This window comes from Sphingomonas mesophila, from assembly GCF_003499275.1.
GTDB classification, from domain to species: Bacteria; Pseudomonadota; Alphaproteobacteria; order Sphingomonadales; family Sphingomonadaceae; genus Sphingomicrobium; species Sphingomicrobium mesophilum.
Genome location: NZ_QWDF01000001.1, coordinates 2,076,451 through 2,100,000, shown reverse-complemented (window position 1 = coordinate 2,100,000; position 23,550 = coordinate 2,076,451). Strand labels below are relative to the sequence as shown.

The following is a 23,550-nucleotide window of genomic DNA, read 5'->3' as shown; positions in this document are numbered from 1 at the left end:
CCGCGTCCGCCTCGATCCGGTCGATGCGGAACTTCACCAGGTCGCCGATCGACACCAGCCCGAGCAGGGTCTCGCCCTCGACCACCGGCAGGTGGCGGATCCGCCGCTTGGTCATCAGCGCCAGCGCATGAAGCACGTCGGTGTCGCGCGCCACGGTCACCGCCGGCGCGGTCATCGCTTTCTCGACCGGCCAGTCGAGCACCTCGGCGCCGTTCGCGCGCAGGCAGTAGACCAGGTCGCGCTCCGACAGCACTCCGGCGACCGCTCCGCCGGCCATCACCGGCAGCGCCCCGATCCGATTCGCGCCGAGCAGCTCGATCGCGTCGCGCAGCGGCGCGGCGGCTTCGATGGTGACCACCTCGGCGCCCTTGTCGGCGAGAATCGCGGCAATGCTCATCGCTTTCACCTCCAGCGCGGCCAGCGGGGTTGATCGTGTCATGATGCGCTTCCAAAGGGAAGCCGTGCCCCGTCCCGACCCCCTGCCCGCGCCGAGCTCGGCCCAGCGCGCCCGGCTGCTCCGAGCGATTCGCTGGGTCGCCTTGTTCGCGCTCGCGGTCGCCGCGCTGGCGGTCGCGATCGTCACCAACGGCGAGCGCGAGTGGCACGTACACATGATGATCGCGACCGGGCTCGGCGTGTTCCTCACCATCTTGCTGGCTGGTGCGCTGATGCTGCTGGCCTTCTTCTCGAACGCCAGCGGCCACGATTCGGACGTCGCGCAATCGACCCGGGAGAACGACGAGAAATGACCAAGCCACGCGGCGAGCCGATCCTGCGAGTCGTGCCCGGCCCAAGCGACATCAACGCCAACGGCCACATCTTCGGCGGCTGGGTGCTGAGCCAGATGGACATCGCGGCTGGCATCGTCGCCGCGCGCCGCGCCGACGGCCCGGTGGCGACGGTGGCGATCGACAAGATGGAGTTCATCGAGCCCATTCACCTGCGCGACCTGATCAGCGTCTATGCCGAGATCGAGCGGGTCGGCCGGACCTCGATCGCGATTCGGGTCGAGGTGGTCGCGACCCGCGATCGCGGAGCGCGCCACCTCAAGGTCACCGAGGCCTTGTTCACCTTCGTCGCGCTCGATGCTGACAACCGGCCGCGGCCGGTCGACCAGCCGCCGCCGGCCGCCGCCTAGAAGTCGACCTGGGCGCGGGCCTGGACCGACGACGAGCTGTAGTGGCGCTCGTCGACCGGATCGCCCGACACCGACACCACCGTCGCCGCGAACGGCCCGCCGGTGATCCGCGCATGGCTCGCCTGAAGGTAGAAGCGCATGTAATCCTCGGGCAACCACACCAGGCTGGCGAGGAAGCCAAGCTGCTTGCCGCCCTTTTGCAGCTGCGCCACGCCGGTGCACACGCCGGTCACGAAATTGTTGCTGCAGCCGCTCTTAAGCTTGCTCGAATCGAGGTCGAGGTAATCGAGCCGGGCGTTGAGCTGGAGCGCGCCCCAGCCACCCTTGCTGAATGGCTTGAGCACCTTGGTGCGGTCCCACAGGCCGTTCTTGTAGCCGCGCGTCTCACCGGTGAAATAATAGCCCGCCTCGACATAGCCGCCCCAGAAATTGGGGTCGCCGTCGGGCACGAACTGGCTCGCGGCGGGGAACAGGTCGAGCGGATCGCCGGCGGCGATCGTCTGGCCCTCGTCATAGGCGTTGGTCGTCAGATATTGCGCTTCGGCCACCAGGTGCAGCGACTTGAAGATACCGGCCGCCTCGAGCCCGAAGATGGTGTCGCTCTTGGCCGCGAAATTCTGCGTGTCGACGAAGCGCACGTCGGTCAGCTGGCTGAACGGCCGGGCGCGATAACGGGCGAGCTGGTTGGTCGACGGCTGGCCCGACGAGGATGCCGCGGTCGTGCCGTTGTTCGACTGGAAGTTGCGGTGCTGGATGTTGGCGCCGAAGTGCAGCTGATTGCTGCCCGACATCGGCGAATAGACCGCGCGGGTGGCGGCGATCCAGCCGTCGTTGTCGAGCGACGAATCGATCGAGTGGGCGGCAAACAGGCCGCCGTTGATGCGAAACGTCCCGGCCTCGTTGGCGTAGCCGGCGCTGAGCCCGATTCGCCGCGTATTGATGAACGCATCGTCGAACGCCGCCCGCTCGAGGAACGACAGGAAGCGCGAGCTCGACATCTGCTCGAGGCCGTTGAAGGTCTCGTGATTGCCGATCGTCACGTTCCACGGCTTGCCCTTGGGCTGGTAGGTGATGATGACGTCGCCGAAGCCGACCGACGCGCCCGCGAAATCGACCTCCGCCTTGTAGCCGAAGCCGCCCGGGATGGTGCCCTCGGCGCCGAGCCGGAAGCGGCGCACGCGGCTGTTGAAGCCGAGGTTGCGGCTGACGATGTCGTCCTCGGGATTGCCGACGAAGCCGGCGTCATACTGGATCCGCCCGCGCGGCTTGAACGACCAGCCGTTCTCCTTGTCCTCGAGCAAGGGCGCGCCCTTCCAGCTCGGGGTGGTCGCGGTCATCTGCGCCTGGATCGCGGCGAGCGACGCCTGGAGCGCGGCGACCTGCTCGGTCAGCAGCTCGATCTTGGCCTGCGCCTCGTCGACCGGCTGCGCGGCGGCGATCGCGGCATCGGCGGCGGCGTCCGACGTGTCGGGCTCGGTCTGCTCGACGACCGGCTCGGCAGGCGCTTCCTGGGCGAGCGCCGGAGCGGCGATTGCGAGGCTGCTCGCGCCAAGCAGCGCGGCGATGACGATCTGGCGAGTCATGATGAGAACCTTCCCCCGGTAGAATTTGTCGAACGGGGCGCCCGGCCCCGGCCGAGCGCCCCGCGATTTGAGAACGCCGCCTACTTCAGGCTGGCGAGGTTGAGCGGCGACATCTGGCGGGCGGCCTGCTGGCTTCGCGCGCGGACGTTGTTCGGCGCCGCGACCAGGCCGAGCTGCTTCATGTAGCCGTTGGGTCCGATCGCGCTTTCCTTGGTCATCTCGGCGACGAAGGCGCGGATCGCCGGGATCGCCCGGACGTGTGCATTCTTGACGTAGATGTAGAGCGGGCGCGCGCCCGGATAGCTGAAGCCGGCGATGCTCTGGTAGGTCGGCTGGACGCCGTTGATTGCCACGCCCTTCAGCTTGTTCTGGTTTTCCTCGAGGAAGCTGTAGCCGAAGAAGCCGAGCGTGTTCGGATTGGCGGCAAGCTTCTGGACGATGAGATTGTCGTTCTCGCCGGCCTGGATGAAGGCGCCGTCCTCTCGGATGCCCTGGCAGATCGTCTTGTACTTCGATTCGTTCGACTTCTTCATCGCCACCATCGCCGCATTGGTCTCGCAGCCGGCGGACATGATCAGCTCGTTAAGCGAATCGCGCGTGCCGCTGGTCGGCGGCGGGCCGAATACGCGGATCGGGATGGCGGGCAGGCGGCCGTTGACGTCCTTCCAGGTGCGCGCCTTCTGCGCCTTGCCGAACGGGGTCTTGGCGAGCGCGAGATAGAGGTCGCGCTGGGTCAGTCCGGAAATCCCGGTCGAGCGCGCGGTGGCCAGCGCCAGCCCGTCGAGGCCGATCTGGATTTCGGTGATCTGGGCGACGCCGTTGGCGGCGCACATCTTCGCTTCCGACGCCTTCATCCGCCGCGACGCGTTGGACACGTCGGGGAAGCGCTCGCCGACGCCCGAGCAGAACAGCTTGAAGCCGGCGCCGGTGCCGGTCGATTCGATCACCGGAGCGCCGAGCCGCGGGTTGGCCCGGGCGACTCGCTCGGCGGCGGCCTTGGCGAACGGATAGACGGTCGACGAGCCGACCGCGCGCATCTGCGTGCGGGCATCGGCGGCCGATGCGAAGGTGACGGCCGACGCGGCGGCGAGCAACAAAATGCGGTTCATGTCAGATCCCCTGGCGCGACTCCCCGTCGCTGGCGGGACCTGACTAGGAGGGCGGCGTGACAGCGCCGTGACTCGAACGTTACGCTTCGGTGACAGGCATGAAAAAGGCGGACCCCCGAAAAGGGCCCGCCCTTATCATTTCGCAATCACTGCAGCTTCAGGCCGCGGCGCCCTCGCCGTCACTGTCCTCGACCCGGGGCCGGCGTGTGCGGCGCGGACGGGCGACCGGCTCGGCCGCCGCTTCCTCGTCACCGCCGCGGTCGTCCCCGCCAATCGCCGGCGGCAAGGCGTCGAACGGCATGCGCTGCGCCGTCTCGTCATGGTCGGCGCGGCCATTGGCCGGGCGACGCTCGCGGCGAATCTCGCGCGGCTCGGCACGCTCGGCGCGTTCGGGACGTTCCGGACGATCGCCGCGGTCGCCACGCTCGGGACGGTCGGCGCGCTGCTCGCGCTGCTCGGGGCGGCGGCGCGGCTGGCGCTCGGCAACCTCATAGTCGCCCTCGCCGTCGGCCTCCATCATCTCGTCGCCCTCGTCGTCGCCGTCCTCGTCGCCGTTCTGGCGGCGCTGTTCCTCGAACCGCGCCCGGCCTTCGCCGAGGACCCGGAAATAATGGTCCGCGAACTGCAGGTAATATTCGGTCTGCACGCGGTCGCCGGCGAGCTGCGCGTCGCGCGCCATGTTCTTGTACTTCTCGAGCAACTGGGCGGCATTGCCGCGCTGCCGGTTGTCGCGGGCGTTGCCGCTGTTACCCGACATACCCTGGGGACGCTGTCCACCGCGGCCACGACGACGGCCGCCCTGACGATTATTGATCAAATGCTGGTTTCCCTGTCGCACCGGCGCCGGCAAGTGCCGCGCCTTGTCCTGTCCAATCCCTTCAGCGGAAAGGCCTTTGTCCGTTCCGCGTGAAGCCCGTTCGGGCATCCCGATTGCCGTTAAAGTGCGGCAAGCCTGTCAGCGGAAAAGCCGGGCGGGAGCGCGTCAGTTGCGGTGAGTGCGGCCCCGTCCCTCACCCACGATGTAAAGCCAGGGCGCGCAATTTCCAAGCTTTTTGTTTCAGGGCGCCGCGGTCAGTGCGCGCGGCCGCCCGGCGAGGTCGCGCTCGAGCCGGGCGGTGAGGCCGTGCCCGGCAAGCAGCGCGGTGACCGCCTCGGCCTGGTCGCTGCCGATCTCGATTGCGGCGATCCCGCCCGGCGCGATCAGCCGCGCGATGTCGGGCGCGATGCGGCGATAATCGTCGAGCCCGTCGGGCCCGGCGAACAGCGCCTCGCCCGGCTCGTACTCGGCGACGCCTGGCCCAAGCTCGGCATCCTCCGCGACATAGGGCGGGTTGACCAGCACCAGGTCGAACGCCTCCGCGATCCCGTTGGCCCAGTCGCCGCGGCGAAAGGTCGCGCGCTGGGCCAGGCCGAGCCGGGTTGCGTTGGCGCGGGCATAATCGAGCGCTTCGGGCGAGGCGTCGACCCCGATCCCGGTGGCGCGCGGCCATTGGTCGAGCGCGGCGAGCAGCAGCGTCCCCGGACCGGTGCCGAGGTCGAGGATCCGGCTCGGCGCACCCTTCCCGAAATGGTCGAGCGCGGCGACGATCAGCGTCTCGCTGTCGGGCCGCGGCACCAGCGCTCCGGGTCCGACCTCCAGCTCGATATTCCAGAACGCGCGCCGGCCGGTGATGTAGGCGACCGGCTCGCCGAGCGCGCGGCGGGCGATGAAGGCATCGAACTCGGCCGGCGCGGCGACCTGCGGCGGGCGGAGCAGCAGGGCGTCGCGCTCCAGCCCGAGGGCGTGGGCCATCAGCAATTCGGCATCGAGCCGCGGGGTCTCGCTGGTCTCCTTGAGCAGCGCCGCGCCCCGCGCCAGCGCGCGGTCGATCCCGCTCATGCCTCGTCGAGGCTGGCGAGGCGCGCCGCCTCGTCCTCGGCGATTAGCGCCTCGGTCAGCTCGGCGAGCCCCGGCCCGGCAAGGATCTCGTCGAGCTTGTGCAGCGTCAGGTTGATTCGGTGGTCGGTCACCCGCCCCTGCGGGAAATTGTAGGTGCGGATCCGCTCCGAGCGGTCACCCGATCCGACCATCGACCGCCGCGCGCCCGCCCGCTCGTTCGCCAGCCGCTCGCGCTCGAGCTCGAACAGGCGCGTGCGCAGGACCTTCAGCGCCTTGGCCTTGTTCTTGTGCTGGCTCTTCTCGTCCTGCTGGATGACCACCAGCCCGGTCGGCAAGTGGGTGATCCGGACCGCGCTGTCGGTGGTGTTGACCGACTGCCCGCCCGGCCCGGACGAGCGATAGACGTCGATGCGCAGATCCTTGTCGTCGATCTGGACGTCGACCTCTTCCGCCTCGGGCAGCACCGCCACCGTCGCCGCCGAGGTATGGATCCGCCCGCCGCTCTCGGTCGCCGGCACGCGCTGGACGCGGTGCACCCCGCTCTCGAACTTCAATCGCGCGAACACACCGCTTCCGGCGATCGAGGCGACCGCTTCCTTGTAGCCGCCGACGTCCGACGCCGAGGCGCTGATCAGCTCGAACCGCCAGCCCTGCTCCTCGGCAAAGCGCTGGTACATGCGCAGCAGGTCGCCGGCGAACAGCGCCGCCTCGTCGCCGCCGGTCCCGGCCCGCACCTCGAGCATCGCCGCGCGCTCGTCGGCCGCGTCCTTGGGCAGCAATTGCAGCGCCAGCGCCCGCTCCGCCTCGGGCAATTGCCGCTCGATCGCCGCCAGCTCCTCCTCGGCCATCGCCCGCATGTCGGCATCGGCGTCGCGGGTCATCTCGGTCAGGCTGTCGCGCTCGGCCCGCAGCCGGCGCACCTCGCGCGCCGCCGCCGCGACCGGCTCGACCTGTGCATATTCCTTGCTCAGCCGGACGAACTCGTCGGGCGCCACATCCCCCGAGGCCATCGCCGCGGCAAGGTCATGCTTCTTCGCCTCGATCGAGGCGATAATGTCCGACGAAATCGGCTTCACGCGCGGACCGCCTCGGCCAAGGCGGCGAACGCCACGGCGCGCTGCTCGCCGCTCGCCAGGTCTTTCACCTGCGCCTCGCCCGCCGCGATCTCGTCTTCGCCGAGGATCACCGCGAACCGAGCGCCGGCGGCATTGGCCCGCTGGAGCCGCTTCTTCATGTTGCCGCGATAGGCCATGTCGGCGGCGACCCCGGCGCGGCGCAGCTCGGCCAGCACCTTGCCCGCAACCGCCTCGGCCGCGCCGCCGAGCGGGATCACCACCGCCCGGCTGGTGTCCGCTTCCGGCGCACCGATCATCATCGCCAGCCGCTCGATCCCCGCCGCCCAGCCGACCGCCGGCGTGTGCGGCCCGCCGAGGCTTTCGATCAGCCCGTCGTAGCGCCCGCCGGCCAGCACCGTGCCCTGCGAGCCCAATTGGTCGGTGATAAATTCGAACGCCGTGTGGCGGTAATAATCGAGGCCGCGGACCAGCCGCGGCGCGCGCTCCCACGCGACCCCGGCCGAATCGAGCCCGGCGGTGACGGCGGCGAAAAAGTCGCTTGCCTCGCTGGTCAGGAAATCGTCGATCACCGGCGCGCTGTCGGCGATCGGCCAGTCGGCATGCGCCTTGCTGTCGAGGATCCGCAGCGGGTTGCGCTCGAGCCGCTCGCGGCTGTCCTCCGACAGATCGTTCCGGTGCGCGGCGAAATGTTCGTACAGCGCATCGCGCCACGCCGCCCGCGTTTCCGGATCACCCAGCGTGTTGAGCTTGAGGATCACGCCCTCGATGCCGAGCTCGCTCAGGAGCTGCGCGCCGAGCGCGATCGTCTCGACATCCGCCTGCGGCTCAGCCGCGCCGATAATTTCCGCGTCGAGCTGGTGGAATTGCCGGAAGCGCCCCTTCTGCGGCCGCTCGTAGCGAAACGCGGGCCCGTGCGTCGCCACCTTGAGCGGCGCATATTGCTGCCACCCCTCGCTCAGAAAAGCGCGCGCGATGCCGGCGGTGAACTCGGGCCGAAGCGTCACTGAATCGCCGCCCTTGTCCTCGAACGAATACATTTCCTTCGACACCACGTCGGTGGTCTCGCCGAGCGAGCGCGCGAACACCGCGGTCGGCTCGAGCACCGGCACCTCGACCCGCTTGAAGCCGAACAGCCGCCGCACCCGGTCGAACGCCGCGACCACCGCCGCCATCCGCTCGGCCTCCTCGCCAAGCAGGCTCTGCATTCCGCGCACGGGCTGGGGGGTGGACGCACTCATGGTGCGCGCCCTTGGCATATTTTGCGGTTTTCACAAATCGCCGAACCGCCTAGGGCCCCGCCATTATGAACATCGACCTCATTTCCAGCGGGCACGACGTGCCCAATTCGATCAACGTGCTGATCGAGGTGCCGATCGGCGGCGAGCCGGTGAAGTATGAATTCGACAAGAAGTCGGGCGCGATGGTGGTCGACCGGATCCTCCACACGCCGATGCGCTACCCGACCAATTACGGTTTCATCCCCCACACCCTGTGCGACGACGGCGACCCGCTCGATTGCCTGGTGATGACCCGCTGGACGCTCCAGCCGGGAGTGGTCATCGCCTGCCGCCCGATCGGCGTGCTTTATCTCGAGGACGAGGCCGGCGGCGACGAGAAGGTGCTGGCGGTGCCGGTCACCCGCGTCTCGCCTTATTATCGCAATGTCGAGAATTACACTGACCTGCCGCCGATCGTGGTCGAGCAGATCGAGCATTTCTTCACCCACTATAAGGACCTCGAGCCCGAGAAGTGGGTCCGCGTCGGCACCTGGGGCGACGCCGCCGCGGCGCGCAAGGTGATCGAGCAGTCGATCGTCCGCTAGCTCAGGCGACCAGCTTCAAGCCCGCGATCGCCGCGACGATGGTGAAGATCAGCAGCACCCGAACCAGCCCGGCCGGCTCGTCGAACAGCGCGATCCCGACCAGCACCGTGCCGACCGCGCCGATCCCGCCCCACACCGCATAAGCGGTGCCCATCGGGATCGTCCGGGCGGCATATTCCAGGCACGCCATGCTGATCGTCACCGAGGCGAGAAAGGCGATCGTCCAGGGCAGGTTGCGGAAACCTTCGACGAACCGCAGCGCGGTCGTGAAGCCGACTTCGAACATGCCGCCGACGATCAGGATGAGCCACGCCATGAGTCCCTCCTAAGCCGCCGTCTCGAGCGTCGGATGGTCGATCCGCCGGGTCCGCGCGGCAAGTACGCACCCCGCGATGATCAGCGCCGCGCCGGCGGTGGTGAACAGCGACACGGTCTCGCCGAACACCAGCCAGCCGAGCACCACCGCGTAGAGAAAGCCCGAATATTCCGTCGACGACAGATAGGCCGCCCCGGCGCGCGCATAGGCGAACGCCAGCAGCAGCATTCCGGCGATCGACAGCAGGGTCGCCAGCAGCATCGCGCCCTCCTGCCCGGCCGGATAGTCGGGCAGCCCGGCAAACGGCGCGGCGAGCCAGAAGCCGGCGCCGGTGATCAGGAACTGGAAGACCGCGATCTCCAGCGGCCGCGCATTCTGCGCCTGGCGCCGCATGACGACGATGTTGATCGCATAGCACAGCGCCGACCCCAGGATCGCCACCGACCCCCACAGCGCCTGCTCTCCGAGCTCGGCGCGCCCTTGCCCGACGAAGATCAGCACCACCCCGGCGAACGCCAGCAGAGATCCCGACGCCATGCGCTTGCCGACCGGCTCGTCGAGGAACAATGCCGCCAGCACCAGCGCGATCAGCGGCGCCACGAAGGTCAGCGCGATCGCCTGCGCCATCGGCACCCGCGCCAGCCCCCAGAAGAACAGCAGGCTCATCGGCACCATCAGCGCGCCGCGCAGCAGGTGCAGCTTCATCGCTTTTGCCGTCGGCCAGCCCTTGCGCACCGCGAGATAGATCGGCGCCAGCAGCAGCACCGCCAGCACCTGCCGCCACGCCAAGGTCGCAAATGCCCCGATCGCGATCGACAGATGCTTCATCACCGCGTCCATCGCCGACAGGGCGCCGATCGCCAGCAAGGCGACGGCGAAGGCGAGATAGGGCTGCTGGCGGACCTGGTTCACGCGCCCGGCTGTAAGGTGCGGCACGCGGGCCGCAACCCTAGCGGATGGTCATCGTCTCACCGGCGATCTCGATCCGGCCCCAGCGCGATAGGAAGGACTGGCCGAGCAGCGAGACCGAGGCGCCCTGGAGCACCGCGCCGGACACCTGCTCGACGCTCTTGCCGTCGAGGCTGACGCTGGCAAAAGTAACGAACTGCCCCATCACCTCGCCCGAGGCGCCCATGCCGACGACGGTGTAACTGGCTGGGTCGAGCGGGATCCCGATCCGCCGCGCGTCGGCCTCGGTCAGCGACACGCCGCTCGCGCCGGTATCGACGACGAACTCGACGCTCTGCCCGTTGACCAGCGCCCGCGCATAGAAATGGCCGTTGTCGGCGCGCTTCAACGTCGTCCACGGACCGCTCACGGCTGCCGCGGTTGGCTGCGGCGGCGGAGCGACCTCCAAGACCCGCCCTCCGTTGGCCGCTCCGGCAGGGGCTGGTCCATCAGTCGCCGGCATCAGCGCGCCGATCACCAGGCCGATCGCGGCCACGCCGAGTGCAAGTCGGATCATGTCGGCAAGGCTAGTCGGCCTTCCTCAACATCACCCTAACGCCGTGCCGGTCCGCCCCGTGCAAAGCCGCGATAGCCCAGCGCGACGCCCGTTCCGGCCAGGCAGGCGATCAGTCCGACCAGCAGCGAGTCCCACACCATCATCGCCCACAGCGGCGCCGGCGCCATGCCCATCGCCCACAGATGGTTCTGCTGGTGCACCCACGCCGCCGGCCCGAATCCGACGACCGCCAGAACGGCAATCAGGAGGAGCCACGGCCAGCCGCGGACGAACAGATCGCGCGGCGAAGGCATGGGGTCGCCGAAGAGCCCGGCCAGGATCAAAAGCAGGCCGGGAAGGGTCGCAATGCCGACCACGATCTGTAGCCCGAGATCGACCTCGCGCGGCAATTGCCCGTCCCACAGCGCCGGAAGCGAGCCGAGTCCGCCGAACAGGATCAACCCGAACAACAGCGGCTTCCAGCTGATCTCGCGCACGTCCCACCAGCGGCCGCCGCGCTCCTCGCTCGCGGTGACGCGCGCCGCCGCGAGGATCGCCAACCACAAGCCGGCGATCTTGGCATAAGCGAAGGTCCAGCGCAGCGGGTCCATCTGGTGCGCCTTGAACGCCTCCTTGCTCTCGAACATGCCGAGCTTCACCTCGGCCGCGTGCTGCAGGAATTCCGGCACGACGACGAGGGCCGGGATCAACGGCGCAACCCAGAACAGGCGGATCCCGCGCGGATAAAGCTGCAGCAGCGCCCGCCACGCCTCGGCCAGGAACAGGGCGACCTTTTGCCGCCGCTGCGAGGTCAAGCGGCGGCTTCCGTCACCCCGGCGCTCGTCGCAGCAGCAGCCGCCTCGATCTCGGCCGCCTTGGCCTCGACCAGCCGGACGATATGCTCGACCATGTCGGCGTCCTCGACCGTATGGTCGGTCAGCCCGGACAGATAGACCATGTGCTTGCCGTTGCCGCCGCCGGTCAGGCCGATGTCGGTCTCGCGCGCCTCGCCCGGCCCGTTGACCACGCAGCCGAGCACCGACAGGCTCATCGGCGTGCGGATATGCTGCAGCCGCTCCTCGAGCGTCTGGACGGTGCGGATCACGTCGAAGCCCTGCCGCGCGCAGCTCGGGCACGATACCACGCGCACGCCGCGGTTGCGGATTCCGAGCGATTTCAAAATCTCGTAACCGACCCGCACTTCCTCCTCGGGCTCGGCCGACAGCGACACGCGGATGGTATCGCCGATCCCGAACCACAGCAGGCTGCCGATCCCGATCGCGCTTTTCACCGTCCCGCCGACGAGCCCGCCGGCCTCGGTGATGCCGAGGTGCAGGGGGCAGTCGACCGCGTCGGCCAGCTGCTGGTAGGCGGCGACAGCGAGGAACACGTCGCTCGCCTTCACCGCCACCTTATATTCGCGGAAATCATGGTCCTCGAGGATCCGGATGTGGTCGAGCGCGCTCTCGACCAGCGCCTCGGGGCACGGCTCGCCATATTTCTCGAGCAGGTCTTTCTCGAGGCTTCCGGCATTGACCCCGATGCGGATCGCGCAGCCATTGGCCTTGGCCGCATTGACCACTTCGCGCACCCGCTCGGCCGAGCCGATATTGCCCGGGTTGATCCTGAGGCACGCCGCGCCGGCGTCGGCCGCCTCGAGCGCGCGCTTGTAGTGGAAATGGATGTCGGCGACGATCGGCACCTTCGCCGCGCGCACGATCTGCTTCAATGCCGCAGTGCTCTCGACGTCGGGGCAGGACACCCGGATGATGTCGGCGCCGGCCTCCTCGCAGCGGCGGATCTGGTCGATCGTCGCGCGCGCGTCGGAGGTCGGCGTATTGGTCATCGTCTGGACGGTGACGGGCGCGTCTCCGCCGACGGCGACGTTGCCGACCATGATCTGGCGGGAGGGGCGGCGCGCGATGTCGCGCCAGGGCCGTAGCGACATGCCGCCCCATATAGGCCCCGCCGCACGAAGCGCCAAGCGGACGAAAGTCGCGGTCTTCCGCCAAACCTGTTATTAACCTGGCTTTGGTGGACTCGTGGGGCGTCCAGTGAACCGATTGACGCCGATCGTCAGGGCAAGGGGGAGCGCCGGTGGCAAGACCGGCGGGCGCCGCTACTGGGCGTTCCTCAGCTACGCCCATGCCGACGCGCGCGCCGCCGCCCGCCTCCACAGCGCGCTCGAACGCTTCCGCGTCCCGCCCGCGCTGATCGGCCGGCCGCATCCCCTCGGCACCATCCCGCGCAAGCTCAGCCCGGTGTTCCGCGACCGCCAGGAGCTCGCCGCCGCGAGCAATCTGTCGCGCGAAATCGGCGAGGCGCTCGACGCCTCCTCCTACCTCGTCGTGCTGTGCTCGCCGGCGGCGGCGCGCTCCAAATGGGTCGACCAGGAAATCCGCGAGTTCCAGCGCCGCCACGGCACCGACCGCACCCTCGCCGCGATCCTCGACGGCGAGCCGGGCTGCGGCGAGGACGGCCGCGAATGTTTCCCGCCGGCGCTGCGCGAGGAAGGCAGCGAGCCGATCGCCGCCGACCTGCGCGCCTCGGGCGATGGCTGGCGCGGCGGGTTCCTCAAGATCGTCGCCGGAATGCTCGACGTCGGGCTCGACGAGATCGTCCAGCGCGACCAGCAGCGCCGCCAGAAGCGCATGGCGTGGATCGCCGCCGCCTCGTTCCTCGGCATGGCCTCGACGTCCGGCCTCGCCTTGTTCGCGCTCGACCAGCGCAACGCCGCCCGCGAGGAGCGGCGCGAGGCCGAAGGCCTGGTCGAATTCATGCTCGGCGATCTGAAGTCCAAGCTCGAGCCGATCGGCAAGCTCGACGCGCTCGACGGGGTCGGCACGCGGATCCTGCGCTATTACGCCAAGCAGGACGCCGCCGCGCTCGACGACGCCGGCCTCTTGCAGCGCTCGCGCGCGCTCAGCCTCACCGCCCAGGTCGCCTACCAGCGCGGCGACGTCGGCGAGGCCGAGCGGCTCTACCGCCAGGCGATGGCCGGCACCGCCGAGGCCGTGCGCCGCAAGCCGGACGAGCCGCAGCGCCTGTTCGACCATGCCCAGAACGTGTTCTGGATCGGCGAGCTCGCGCGCAGCAAGGGCCGGCTCGACGACGCCGTCCGCGCCCACCGCGATTATCAGCGCCTGGCCGACGAGATGGTGCGGCTCGACCCGGCCGATGCCAAGTGGCGGCTGGAAACGGTCTATGCCCGCCAAAACCTCGGCATCGTGCTCTACGAGCTGCGCCGCTTCGACGACGCCGCCGAACGTTTCGCCCGCGCCCACGGCGCGCTCGCCGCCCTCGTTGCCGCCAACCCCGTCAACGACCAGTATCGCTCCGAATACAGCACCATGCTCGCCTGGCTCGCCGACGCCCGCCGCGACCAGGGCCGCCTCGCCGAAGCGACCGGTTTCCGCCAGCGCCAGGTCGACATGCTCCAGCAGCGCCTCACCGGCGGCAGCGCCAATGTCGAGTTCCAGGAGCATCTCATCCCCGCCCGCCGGGCGCTCGGCATCCTGCTTCACGCGCAGGGCCGCTCGGACCGGGCGATCGCGACCATGGCCGAGGGAGTCCGCGCCGCCGAGCGGCTGATCGCGGTCGAGCCCGACAACGGCCTGTGGCGCCAATATGCCGCCGGCGCCCGGCTCGAGCTTGCCAGCACGCTCACCGCCTTGCGCCGGACCTCGGCTGCGGCCGGACATGCCGCGGCCGGCTGCGCGCTCGCCGCCGAGGTCCGCCGCCGCGACCCAGAGGCCGCCGCCTGGCGCCAGCTCGCCACCGACTGCCTGATGAACCGCGCCCGGATCGCGCTCGCCGGCGGCGACACGGCCGGCGCCCGCTCGTTGGCCGACCAGGCGCTCGCCTCGGCCCGCGGCGAGCGCAACCTCGACGTCCATCGGCCGCGCTACCGGATCGCCGCCGCGCTCCGCCTTGCAGGCGACATCGCAAACCGCAGCGGCGACCGCGCCGCCGCCGAGCGCGCCTGGGCCGATGCGCTCGGCCAGCTCCCCGCCAATATCACCGAGCGCCCGCGCGAGCTCGCCGAGCGGGTCGAGCTGCTCAGCCGAGTCGGCCTCAATGCCGAGGCCGCGCGCCTTACCGATCAACTCAAGGGCATGGGCTACGACGCCCGCATTTAACAGGGAGGAACATATGCGGAAGGCAAAACCGGTCAAGGAAGTGCACGTGAAGGTCAAAGTGTTGTCCGTCGCGGAAGAGCGCTTCGTGTTCGAATCCGACGACATCCAGGTCGGCCCGAACAACCACCTGAACTTCGCCAACGACGACAAGCATTACGGCTTCCACATCCACTACGAGCTTCACGGGGCGGACGGCTACCGCTTCCCCGACGATCTGTCCGACGCGATCTATGTCGAGCAGGGCTCGCTCGACTATTGTCCGCAGTCGAAGTCGTCGTGGGGCATCTTCAAGCCGCGCGACGTGCGCGCCGGCAACGGCGGCGATCGCCGGGTGCTGGTGGTCGAGAACAAGAACGACGACAAAAAGGACTTCACCTACACGCTGCGCGCCAAGAACGGCGCCGACTGGCTCAACCTCGACCCGCCCGGTTCGAACCACAATGGCGGTTCGCCGTTCACGGTCGAGGACAGCAACACCGGCATCATCCTCGGCGCGGTGGCGGCAGTCGCCGTGCTTGCGGTCGCCTTCCTCGCACTCAAATGACCCGATCCCCGGCCGTCCCCGGGCCACCGGCGCTGCCGCTGGCACTGACGGTCGGGGTCACCGGCCACCGGCTGGCCGCGCTCGATCCCGAGCGCCGGCCCGCCCTCACTGCCGAGATCGGCGCGATCCTCGACCTCATCGAGCAGGCGCTGCTCGGCTTCCAGGCGCGGGTCGCCGGGACCGGCGCCTTCGCGCCCGGCGCGCCGACCATTACCCTCGCCTCCCCGCTCGCCGACGGAGCCGACCAGATCGCCGCCCAGGCCGCGCTCGAACGCGGCTGGCGCTTGCAGGCGGTGCTCCCGTTCATGCGTGAGGACTACGCCCGCGACTTCGTCCACGAGGATCCGGCGCAAAGCTATGCCGACCTCCTCGGCCGCTCCGACTGCGTGCTCGAACTGCCCGGCGACCGCTCCGACGAGCCCGCCGCCTATCTCCTCGCCGGCCGCGCCGTGGTCGCCCATTGCGACCTGATGATCGCACTGTGGGACGGCGCACCGCCGCGCGGCCGCGGCGGCACCGCGGAGGTCGTCGAACACGCCATCGTCGAGGGCGTGCCGGTGATCCACGTGCCGGTCCAGCTCGGCCGCGACACGGCCGTATTGTGGACCGCGTTCGATCCGCAGGTGATGACCCGCAGCGGCCACGAACGCTCGATCCGCCGGCCGTTCGACCGAACCCGCATGGACTGGGTCGTCGAAGGCATGGTCGGCCCGCCCGCCGACCCGGTCGAGCGGCGCCACTTCGCCCAGTTCCGCGACGAGCATGTCCGCCGATTCAGCAGCCGCATCGAATTCCCGCTGCTGCTCAATCTGATGGGCGTCAAGCGGCTGCGCCTGCGCCAATTGCGCGACCGCGACTGCCGCCGCGCGACCGCCGAGGAATGGCAGGCCTATCGCGTGCGCTGCGCCGACTGCCACGGCATCGACGCCCCGCTCGGACTGCTCGAACAGGCCTATGCGTGGAGCGACCGGCTGGCCGGCCATTACGCCCAGACCTTCCGCAGCGGCCACGTGTTCAACTTCGTGCTGGCGGCGACCGCGGCGCTGATCGGCCTGTCGGCATTCCTCTGGCCCGGCCACCAGCTGGCGCTGGCGATCGCCGAGTTTGTCGTCGCCTCGGCGGTCATCGCCAACACCATGCTCGGCTCGCGCAACGAATGGCAGCGGCGCTGGCTCGACTATCGCCAGCTCGCCGAGCGCCTGCGCCCGATGCGCAGCCTCAAGCTGCTCGGCGTCGCCGCTCCCGACAATCCCGGCGCGCGCACCGATCCGCTGCCGCGCCGCTGGGTCGACTGGTATGCACGCGGCATCTGGCGGGCGATGGGCTGCCCCAGCGGCCGGCTCGATCCCGAATCCAGCGCCGCGCTCATCGCCGCCGTCCGCGAGCTCGAGGTCGACAGCCAGGTCGCCTACAACCAGTCGGCCGCGCGCCAGGCCGACCTGCTCGACCGCCGCCTCGGCAACCTCTTCAACCTGCTGTTCCTCGCCACCCTCGCCGCGGCGCTGGCGATCATCGTCGGAATGACCCTCGCGCCCGACTGGATCGATTCGCACCAGGACTGGCTGACGCTCGTTTCGGCCGGCCTTCCGGCGACCGCCACCGCGGTGTTCGGCATTCGCAGCCAGGGCGATTTCGCGGGCAGCGCGCATCGCTCGCAATCGACCGCCCAGACGCTGCGCGCGATCGCCGCCCACCTCGACGAGGAGAAAGGCGACCTCGCCCGCTCGGCCGATCTCATCGAGCAGGCGGCGCGCGCGATGCTTGCCGATCTCGACGAATGGCGGCTGGTGGTGCGCCGCTCCGAACTGGAAATGGTCTAGGGCGCGAGCGGCGGCTAAGAGCCGCCTTATGCCGATTCGCCTTCTCGCCCCGCTTGCCGCGCTGCTCGCCTTCGCTTCGCCCGCCGCCGCCTGGTGGGAATATGGTCACGAGACCGTCGCCCGGATCGCGTTCGACTCGGCCCGGCCCGAAACCCGCGCCGAGCTTCGCCGGCTGATGGCCAAAGGCGCATTGCTCGAGACGCCCGACTGCGCGGTCGATACGCCCGAGAAGCTGTCCTATTGGGCCGATTGCATCAAGCCGCTCGGCGATCGCTTCAGCTACGCCGGCCCGTGGCACTATCAGAATGTTGATATCTGCAAACCGTTCGACCTCAAGGCGGCGTGCAAGGACGGCAATTGCGTCTCGGCGCAGATCGAGCGCACCGCGCGCCTCCTCGCCGACAAGACCGTTCCGGCGCGCGAGCGGCTGATGGCGCTGGCCTTCCTCGTCCACTTCGTCGGCGACCTCCACAATCCGATGCACGCCGGCGATCGCGGCGATCGCGGCGGCAATGACGTCAAGTCGAACTACGGGCTGGTCGGCGGGCGCACCAACCTCCACTCGATGTGGGACGGCTATCTCGCCGAGCGCGCCATCTCGACTCCGCCGGGCGGCGCTTCGGCGCTGCTCGCGTCGGTCCCGCCCGGCGAACGCGCCGCGCTCGCCGCCGGCTCGGTCGAGGATTGGAGCCGCGAGCAGTGGCAGGCCTCGCGCGACCATGCCTACACCTCGCTGCTCGGCGACCCGTGCGGTCCTAAGCCGGAAACGCGCCCGACGCTCGACGAAGCCGACGTCCAGAAGCTGATCCCGGTGCTTCGCCGCGGAATCACCGCCGGCGGGCTTCGTCTCGGGCGGCTGCTCGACGAAGCGATGCTCGAGGGCAAGGCCCCCGGCCAGCGCGACCGCGACCGCTAGCTTTTGGTTTTGACGAATCCGGCGATTTCGTCGACCACCGCCGGCGCGACCGGCAGCGACGGATCGGCATAGGCCGCGAGATTGGCCGCGCGGTCGTCGCCCTTGACCGCCTTCAGCACGTGATTGACGCCCGGCACGATCACCAGCCGCGCCTTCGGCTGGGCGGCGGCCAGCGCGCGCGCGTCGGCATTGCTCGCCTGGATGTCCTTGTCGCCGTGGACGATCAGCAGCGGCAGCTTGAGGCTCGCCGCCAGGCCGGCGCTGTCCTGCCGCAGCAGGTCGATCACATAATCCTGGATTTGCGGCGCAAACAGCGGGGCAATCGGCGCCGGTAGGGTCGCGACGTCGACCTTGCGGCCCGCTTCCAACTCCTTGAGCGCGGAGTCGGCCGGCGCCAGCAGCGGCGCGTTGGCCGGATTGGCTGCGAGCTGCTCGCGCAGCACCGCGCCGAACTTGCGGCCCATGCCCGACACGGCGACCACGCCGCACAGGTCCTTCGCCTGCTGTCCGGCGGCGAGCGCCACCAGCACGCCCTCGCTATGGCCGACCAGCCAGGCGCATTTCGCCCCGGTCAGGCTCCGGGCCTTGGCCGCCCAGGCGCGGGCGTCCGCGGCATAGCCGGCGATCGTCACCTTGTTGGCGTCGGGGATCGCCGCCTTGCTCCCGAACATGCCGCGCTTGTCGATCCGGATCGAGCTGACGCCCCGCGCCGCCAGCGCCTCGGCCAGCAGCCGATAGGTCGAAGACGTCACCCCGAGCGGGTTGTTGCCGTCGCGGTCGGTCGGGCCCGACCCGGGGATGATCACCACCACAGGGGCGCCCTTGCCGGCATCGACGAACGTCCCCTCGAGCGGCCCGCTCGGCCCCGGCACGGTAACGGTCGCGCTCGCCAGCGCGGCGGCGGTCAACATTGGCAGCAATGGCATCGTAATCTCCCTGGCAAGTCCTGAAAGTCAGCGCCGGTTACGCTTCTTCCATTCCTGGAATTCGGAGTAGTCGCGGCCAAGCTCATTAAGATCGATGATCTGCGAGCGGCGCTTGGCCCACCGCACGAAGCCGATGACGACTGCGATTAATACCACCGCATAGGGCGCCAGCAGCCACGGGCTTCGCTCCATCATCCACGGCAGGGCGAAGGCGGGAAGCGCCAGCGCAAGACCGAACAGGATCGTTGCAATCCAGCCCTTGGCGTTCGCCGGCGTGATCTGCAGCCGGCCGCGCCCGCGAAGATAGGTGAACCACGGATCGTCCATTTGCACGCCTCCACACGCCTCGCCGGGCTTATCCTTGCTGCGCCATCATGATCAGGCCGCCGATGGCCAGCAGCGTCGCGAACAGGGCGATCAGCCACGGACGGCGTGCGGCGTTCGAATGAAACATCATGAACATCACTCCTTCTCCTTCTTTGGTGGGCGTCCGCGACGCACGGCGGGCGGATCGCCAAGCTTGATTCCGCGCGCCTTCAGCGCCTCGCGCAGCAGGCATTCGACTTCCGCATTGACCGAGCGCAGGTCGCAGGCGGCGAGCCGCTCGACCGCCGCCCACAGGGCCGGGTCGACCCGCAAGGGGTAGGCTTTGCGCTCCTGCCCCACGGCTTATTGGTAGAGCGAGCCGGTGTTGACCACGGGCTGGGTATCGCGCTCGCCGCACAGCACCACCATCAGGTTCGAGACCATCGCCGCGCGCCGCTCGTCGTCCAGCTCGACGACATTCTTCGCGCTGAGCATGGTCAGCGCCATCTCGACCATCCCGACCGCGCCCTCGACCAATGTCTGGCGCGCGGCGACCACCGCCTGCGCCTGCTGGCGGCGGAGCATCGCGCCGGCGATCTCTTGCGCATAGGCAAGGTGGGTAAAGCCGCATTCGTCGACCGTGATCCCGGCCACCGAAAGCCGCGCCCGGAGTTCGGTCTTCAGTTCTTCGCCGACCTCGTCGTGGTGGCCGCGCAGCGTGATGTCGGTGTGGGCGAAGTCGTCATAGGGGTAGCGCGCGCCGATCGCTCGGATCGCCGCCTCGACCTGGACCCGGACGAATTCCTTGTAATCGTCGACGTCGAACAGCGCCTGGGCGGTGTCGACCACGCGCCACACGATCTGCGCCGCCATCTCGATCGGGTTGCCGCGCAGGTCGTTGACCTTGATCTTGTCGGAGATGAAATTGTTGGCGCGCACCGACACGGTTCGCCGGATCATCCACGGCAGCACCCAGCGCAGCCCGCTGGTGCGGTCGGTGCCCTTATAGTCGCCGAACAAGGTGATCGCCGCCGCCTGGTTGGGCTGGAGCATGTAGAAGCCGCAGATCACGAACGTGAAGGCGGCGACCCCGCCGATCAGCGCGACCGCGGTCCCGCCATTGAATTCGTCGGCGACCAATTGGCGGATTCCGTAAGCCGCGACAGCCACGGTCAGCAGCAGCACCAGAAGCATGACATAGCCGTTGGCGCTCGACGCCGGCCGTTCCCGGCTCGAGGTCAGCGCGACGATCGCATCGGACATGGCGATTCTCCCTTAATCTGATATCGTTTTAATATCGCCCGCGAGATTGTCAATTGGAAACCACTGCACTGTCCACTTAAGGTCCCAAAATGAGCTGGACCCTGATGATTCACGGCGGCTGCGGCGCCATGCGCCCCGCCACCCTCGCGCCCGAAGCCGAAGAGCTCGCCCGCACCGGCCTCGCCGCAGCGCTCGATGCCGGGGAGGCGGTGCTGGCATCGGGCGGCGCGCCGCTCGATGCGGTCGAGGCGGCGGCGCGGGTGCTCGAAGACGATCCCGCCTTCAACGCCGGCCGCGGCAGCGTCCTCGCCGCCAACGGTCGGGTCGAGCTCGACGCCGCGATCATGGACGGCAAGGATCGCCGCGCCGGAGCGGTCGCCGGCCTCACCACCACCCGCGCTCCGATCAGCGCCGCCCGCGCCGCGATGGAGCGCAGCCCCCACGTCCTGCTCACCTACGCCGAAGCCGACGCCTTCGCCCGCGAGGCCGAACTCGAGCAGGTCGACAACGCCTGGTTCGTCACACCGGAGCGCAAGGCCCAGCTCGAAACGGTGATGGCCACCGGCGGCAAGTTCGACGCCGACATCAAATACGGCACCGTCGGCGCGGTCGCAGTCGACCAAGACGGCCACGTCGCGGCGGCGACTTCCACGGGCGGCCTCACCGCCAAGCGCTGGGGCCGGATCGGCGACTCGCCACTTATCGGGGCCGGCACTTATGCCGACGATCGGTCCTGCGCAGTCAGTGCGACCGGCCTCGGCGAAGCCTTCATCCGCGCCGTCGCCGGCCACCAGCTGGCTATGCGCATGATGCTCTCGGGCGAAAGCTTGCAACAAGCGCTCGACGCCGTGCTGGCCGACGTCCGAGAGCTAGGCGGAAACGGCGGGCTGATCGCGGTGGCGCCGAGCGGCGAGGCGGCATGGGGTTTCACCACTCCCGGCATGTACCGCGCTCGCACGGGATCCGACGGGGCGCGCGAGGTGGCCGTCTATTCCGAACGGTAAGGCAAGGCGTTGCGGCACCACGCCAGCTCCGCCGCGATCGCCTCGCGCTCGCGCTCGACAAAGTCGGCCACCGCAGTGCGAAGGCCGGCGTCGGGGATGAAATGGACCGAGCGGGTGATGACCGGCTCATAGCCCCGCGCCAGCTTGTGCTCGCCTTGTGCACCGGCCTGGACGGTGGCGATACGGTTATCGATCGCCCATTCGATCGCGCGATAATAGCTGAGTTCGAAATGCAGGAACGGCAATTCCGCGCGGCAACCCCAATAGCGGCCATATAGGACATTATCGCCGACGATGTTGAGCGCCCCCGCCACCGGCTCACCGTCGCGCAAGGCGAGAAACATCAGCGCCGCGTCGCCGAGCGCCGCGCCGGCGCCGTCGAACCAGGCGCGGGTCAGATATGGGCGGCCCCATTTGCGGCTGCCGGTGTCCTGGTAGAAGGCCCACATCGCCGCCCAATGTTCGGGCCGGATCTCGGCGCCGCGCAAGGTGACAATGTCGAGTCCCTCGAGAGCCGCGGCGCGCTCCTTGCGGATCGCCTTTCGCTTGCGGCTCGAGAGTGCCGCGAGGAAGTCGCCGAAGGTCGCGTAGCCGCGATTGTGCCAGTGAAACTGGATTCCGTCGCGGACCAGCCAACCACGCGCCCTTGCGCCGGTGGCCTCATCGTCGGTCAGGAAAGTGACGTGCGCTGACGAGAGGTTGTTTTGGAGTGTGATCGCTTCGAGCGCAGCCAATGCGGCGGAGGAGTCGCCCAGCAGCCGGCGACCAGGGCAGGGGGTAAAGGGGACCGCCACCTGAAGCTTAGGGTAATAGGCGCCGGCGGCCCGCTCCCATGCCTCGGCCCAGCCGTGGTCGAAGACATATTCTCCCTGACTGTGGGTCTTGAGATAGGCTGGGGTGGCCGCGACTGCGCGGTCATTGCGCTCGGCCAGAATTGGGATCGGTGTCCAGCCGGTTCCAGGCCCCACGCTCCCTGAGGCTTCCAAGAGACTTAGGAAAGTGTGGCCGATAAGCGGGTCCGAACCGGAAAGGGCATCCCAGGCGTCCGCTGCCAGGGCTCCAACGCCGGGCGCAATCCTCGCCGTCAGCTCGGCCTCACGGTCGGCCATCGGCTTCCCAGATCAGGGCGTCGGCGAACGGATCGGCCGCGGCCCGCTCGGCGGCAGTGCGGATGGTCCAGCTGTAGACGGGCAAGTGGCGGCGGGCACGGGCGACCCACGCTCGTTCACGCGCCCGACGGTCGACGGCCAGGAAATGGGGATCCGCTAGCTTCACGGCGGCCCAACGCCTGAGCGGCGGCAGGCTATCCCGCACGACCAATCCGCGGCGGATGAGCGGAGCGTTGGTCTTGAGCCAGCGCGCGAGGCGCGGATCGAAGCTCATCACGCCGAAGGTCCCCTGGTAGCCACGCAATGCGTCCAGCAGCGCCGGACCAAAGCGCCAGTATCGATCGTCAATTTTGACCTCGAGCAGCAATGGCACTTGGCCGTCGACCAGCGCCAGTAGCTGACGGAGCGTAGGGATCGACTGGTGACCGACAGTGAAGCGGGCGAGGTCTGGCAGCTTGGTTTGGCCGATCACGGTGGGTGACCCGCAGAGTCGCAGGGCATCAGCGTCGTGGAACACGATCAGCTGATTGTCTGCAGTCAGTCGAAGGTCGCACTCGATGCCGGCACCGAGCTCAAGCGCGGCAGCCAAGGCACGGAAGCTGTTTTCGACGAACATCGCGCCGTCGTGCAGACCACGGTGCGCAAAGCCGACCGGCCCCGGGTCGAGCGGATCGGGCCGCCGCGTGTCAGCTGCGGATCTTGACGATCGCATCCACCTCGACCGCCACGCCGAGCGGCAGGACCGGAACTCCGACCGCCGAGCGGGCATGACGTCCGGCTTCGCCGAACACATCCTGCATCAACTCCGACGCGCCATTGGCGACCTTGGGCTGATCGGTGAAATCAGCGGCCGAATTGACGAACACGCCCAGCTTGACGATCTGTTCGACCCGGTCGAGCGAACCAAGCGCCCGCTTCATCTGGGCGAGCAGCATGATCCCGCAGCGGCGAGCGGCTGCCTGCCCGTCTTCGAGGCTGACATTCTCGCCAAGCCGGCCGGTGACCAAGCTTCCGTCCTCAGCGAAGCTGATCTGGCCCGAGATGTGCAGCATGCCGCCCACCTCCACTGCCGGGACGTAGGAGGCGACAGGGGCGGCGGCCTCGGGGAGGGTGATGCCGAGTTCGGCGAGGCGCTGATCGATGTTCATTGTGGGCG

At 69.0% G+C, this 23,550-nt stretch carries 27 protein-coding genes (1 of these 27 only partly in view); 8 read left to right on the top strand and 19 right to left on the bottom strand.

Annotated elements, in window-relative coordinates; all coding sequences use genetic code 11:
- Window positions 1-397, bottom strand: partial view of a CBS domain-containing protein gene (locus D0Z60_RS10565; protein WP_118858203.1) — the 5' portion only. Its footprint begins 32 nt before the window's first position; 397 of the gene's 429 nt are visible here — the first part of the coding sequence; the start codon lies at window positions 395-397; its stop codon lies beyond the left edge, outside the window.
- A 64-nt stretch (window positions 398-461) separates the two neighbouring features.
- On the opposite strand from D0Z60_RS10565, the gene D0Z60_RS10560 reads away from it, so the two are divergent.
- Both D0Z60_RS10560 and D0Z60_RS10555 read left to right on the top strand, forming a co-directional pair.
- A complete protein-coding gene (locus tag D0Z60_RS10560) occupies window positions 462-749 on the top strand; it encodes a hypothetical protein (protein WP_162888202.1) in 288 nt (95 codons plus the stop codon).
- Entirely contained in the window at window positions 746-1,138 is a 393-nt protein-coding gene (locus D0Z60_RS10555; RefSeq protein ID WP_118858201.1) for an acyl-CoA thioesterase, read from the top strand. Before D0Z60_RS10560 ends, D0Z60_RS10555 begins: the two co-directional genes overlap by 4 nt.
- Here D0Z60_RS10555 and D0Z60_RS10550 read toward each other — a convergent pair.
- The 6 genes from D0Z60_RS10550 to hisS all read right to left on the bottom strand — a co-directional run bounded on the left by D0Z60_RS10550 (window position 1,135) and on the right by hisS (window position 8,023).
- A complete protein-coding gene (locus D0Z60_RS10550) occupies window positions 1,135-2,721 on the bottom strand; it encodes an OprO/OprP family phosphate-selective porin (RefSeq protein WP_118858200.1) in 1,587 nt (528 codons plus the stop codon). The two genes, D0Z60_RS10555 and D0Z60_RS10550, sit on opposite strands and share 4 nt — an antisense overlap.
- 80 nt (window positions 2,722-2,801) lie before the next feature.
- Window positions 2,802-3,830, bottom strand: coding sequence for a substrate-binding domain-containing protein (locus D0Z60_RS10545; RefSeq protein WP_118858199.1), 1,029 nt, complete (start codon window positions 3,828-3,830; stop codon window positions 2,802-2,804).
- 157 nt (window positions 3,831-3,987) lie between these two features.
- The gene (locus D0Z60_RS10540; protein ID WP_275896717.1) at window positions 3,988-4,668 is read right to left on the bottom strand and encodes a DUF4167 domain-containing protein; all 681 of its coding nucleotides are present in this window, start codon (window positions 4,666-4,668) and stop codon (window positions 3,988-3,990) included.
- Window positions 4,669-4,887: 219 nt separating this feature from the next.
- On the bottom strand, window positions 4,888-5,709 hold the full coding sequence (gene prmC, locus D0Z60_RS10535) for a peptide chain release factor N(5)-glutamine methyltransferase (RefSeq protein WP_118858198.1): 822 nt from the start codon (window positions 5,707-5,709) through the stop codon (window positions 4,888-4,890).
- Complete coding sequence (gene prfA / locus D0Z60_RS10530; protein WP_118858197.1) at window positions 5,706-6,785, bottom strand: peptide chain release factor 1; 1,080 nt, start codon at window positions 6,783-6,785, stop codon at window positions 5,706-5,708. The genes prmC and prfA overlap by 4 nt, the downstream gene beginning before the upstream one ends.
- On the bottom strand, window positions 6,782-8,023 hold the full coding sequence (gene hisS, locus D0Z60_RS10525; RefSeq protein WP_118858196.1) for a histidine--tRNA ligase: 1,242 nt from the start codon (window positions 8,021-8,023) through the stop codon (window positions 6,782-6,784). The genes prfA and hisS overlap by 4 nt, the downstream gene beginning before the upstream one ends.
- A gap of 65 nt (window positions 8,024-8,088) precedes the next feature.
- On the opposite strand from hisS, the gene ppa reads away from it, so the two are divergent.
- Window positions 8,089-8,607: an inorganic diphosphatase gene (ppa, locus tag D0Z60_RS10520; RefSeq protein ID WP_118858195.1), complete on the top strand. Its 519-nt coding sequence runs from the start codon at window positions 8,089-8,091 to the stop codon at window positions 8,605-8,607.
- A gap of 1 nt (window position 8,608) precedes the next feature.
- Here the strand turns inward: ppa and D0Z60_RS10515 are convergent, their stop codons facing one another.
- Genes D0Z60_RS10515 through ispG form a run of 5 tightly spaced genes read right to left on the bottom strand, consistent with a single transcriptional unit; the run spans window position 8,609 to window position 12,315 of the window.
- Window positions 8,609-8,923 (bottom strand): DMT family transporter, encoded by a 315-nt coding sequence (locus D0Z60_RS10515; RefSeq protein WP_118858194.1) that lies wholly within the window; start codon window positions 8,921-8,923, stop codon window positions 8,609-8,611.
- Between the two features lie 9 nt (window positions 8,924-8,932).
- A complete protein-coding gene (locus D0Z60_RS10510; RefSeq protein WP_240325618.1) occupies window positions 8,933-9,835 on the bottom strand; it encodes a DMT family transporter in 903 nt (300 codons plus the stop codon).
- 37 nt (window positions 9,836-9,872) lie between these two features.
- A complete protein-coding gene (locus D0Z60_RS10505) occupies window positions 9,873-10,388 on the bottom strand; it encodes a retropepsin-like aspartic protease family protein (protein ID WP_118858193.1) in 516 nt (171 codons plus the stop codon).
- A 35-nt stretch (window positions 10,389-10,423) separates the two neighbouring features.
- Window positions 10,424-11,182: a hypothetical protein gene (locus D0Z60_RS10500; protein WP_118858192.1), complete on the bottom strand. Its 759-nt coding sequence runs from the start codon at window positions 11,180-11,182 to the stop codon at window positions 10,424-10,426.
- Complete coding sequence (ispG, locus tag D0Z60_RS10495) at window positions 11,179-12,315, bottom strand: flavodoxin-dependent (E)-4-hydroxy-3-methylbut-2-enyl-diphosphate synthase (RefSeq protein ID WP_118858191.1); 1,137 nt, start codon at window positions 12,313-12,315, stop codon at window positions 11,179-11,181. Before ispG ends, D0Z60_RS10500 begins: the two co-directional genes overlap by 4 nt.
- 106 nt (window positions 12,316-12,421) lie before the next feature.
- Here ispG and D0Z60_RS10490 point away from each other — a divergent pair, with 106 nt between their 5' ends.
- Genes D0Z60_RS10490 through D0Z60_RS10475 form a run of 4 tightly spaced genes read left to right on the top strand, consistent with a single transcriptional unit; the run spans window position 12,422 to window position 17,786 of the window.
- Window positions 12,422-14,506: a toll/interleukin-1 receptor domain-containing protein gene (locus D0Z60_RS10490; protein ID WP_162888201.1), complete on the top strand. Its 2,085-nt coding sequence runs from the start codon at window positions 12,422-12,424 to the stop codon at window positions 14,504-14,506.
- Window positions 14,507-14,552: 46 nt separating this feature from the next.
- Window positions 14,553-15,050 (top strand): hypothetical protein, encoded by a 498-nt coding sequence (locus D0Z60_RS10485; protein ID WP_162888200.1) that lies wholly within the window; start codon window positions 14,553-14,555, stop codon window positions 15,048-15,050.
- Entirely contained in the window at window positions 15,047-16,870 is a 1,824-nt protein-coding gene (locus D0Z60_RS10480; protein WP_118858188.1) for a DUF4231 domain-containing protein, read from the top strand. Before D0Z60_RS10485 ends, D0Z60_RS10480 begins: the two co-directional genes overlap by 4 nt.
- Before the next feature lie 28 nt (window positions 16,871-16,898).
- Window positions 16,899-17,786, top strand: coding sequence for a S1/P1 nuclease (locus D0Z60_RS10475; protein WP_118858187.1), 888 nt, complete (start codon window positions 16,899-16,901; stop codon window positions 17,784-17,786).
- Here D0Z60_RS10475 and D0Z60_RS10470 read toward each other — a convergent pair.
- From D0Z60_RS10470 to D0Z60_RS10455, 4 genes are all read right to left on the bottom strand, one after another.
- Complete coding sequence (locus tag D0Z60_RS10470) at window positions 17,783-18,712, bottom strand: alpha/beta hydrolase (protein ID WP_205421056.1); 930 nt, start codon at window positions 18,710-18,712, stop codon at window positions 17,783-17,785. The two genes, D0Z60_RS10475 and D0Z60_RS10470, sit on opposite strands and share 4 nt — an antisense overlap.
- A 27-nt stretch (window positions 18,713-18,739) precedes the next feature.
- Window positions 18,740-19,039: a hypothetical protein gene (locus D0Z60_RS10465; RefSeq protein ID WP_118858185.1), complete on the bottom strand. Its 300-nt coding sequence runs from the start codon at window positions 19,037-19,039 to the stop codon at window positions 18,740-18,742.
- 135 nt (window positions 19,040-19,174) lie between these two features.
- Window positions 19,175-19,378 carry a type II toxin-antitoxin system antitoxin gene (locus tag D0Z60_RS10460; RefSeq protein WP_118858184.1) on the bottom strand — a complete coding sequence of 68 codons (204 nt, stop codon included), beginning with the start codon at window positions 19,376-19,378 and terminating at the stop codon, window positions 19,175-19,177.
- Between the two features lie 3 nt (window positions 19,379-19,381).
- Window positions 19,382-20,281: an SPFH domain-containing protein gene (locus tag D0Z60_RS10455; RefSeq protein WP_118858183.1), complete on the bottom strand. Its 900-nt coding sequence runs from the start codon at window positions 20,279-20,281 to the stop codon at window positions 19,382-19,384.
- An 89-nt stretch (window positions 20,282-20,370) separates the two neighbouring features.
- On the opposite strand from D0Z60_RS10455, the gene D0Z60_RS10450 reads away from it, so the two are divergent.
- Window positions 20,371-21,285 (top strand): isoaspartyl peptidase/L-asparaginase family protein, encoded by a 915-nt coding sequence (locus D0Z60_RS10450; RefSeq protein WP_118858182.1) that lies wholly within the window; start codon window positions 20,371-20,373, stop codon window positions 21,283-21,285.
- Here the strand turns inward: D0Z60_RS10450 and D0Z60_RS10445 are convergent.
- The 3 genes from D0Z60_RS10445 to D0Z60_RS10435 are packed head-to-tail and all read right to left on the bottom strand — an operon-like array spanning window position 21,270 to window position 23,542.
- The gene (locus D0Z60_RS10445) at window positions 21,270-22,394 is read right to left on the bottom strand and encodes a GNAT family N-acetyltransferase (RefSeq protein WP_118858181.1); all 1,125 of its coding nucleotides are present in this window, start codon (window positions 22,392-22,394) and stop codon (window positions 21,270-21,272) included. The genes D0Z60_RS10450 and D0Z60_RS10445 overlap by 16 nt on opposite strands.
- Complete coding sequence (locus D0Z60_RS10440; RefSeq protein WP_275896716.1) at window positions 22,381-23,106, bottom strand: glycerophosphodiester phosphodiesterase family protein; 726 nt, start codon at window positions 23,104-23,106, stop codon at window positions 22,381-22,383. The genes D0Z60_RS10445 and D0Z60_RS10440 overlap by 14 nt, the downstream gene beginning before the upstream one ends.
- Window positions 23,081-23,542: a RidA family protein gene (locus tag D0Z60_RS10435; RefSeq protein ID WP_118858179.1), complete on the bottom strand. Its 462-nt coding sequence runs from the start codon at window positions 23,540-23,542 to the stop codon at window positions 23,081-23,083. The genes D0Z60_RS10440 and D0Z60_RS10435 overlap by 26 nt, the downstream gene beginning before the upstream one ends.
- Window positions 23,543-23,550: the final 8 nt, after the last annotated feature.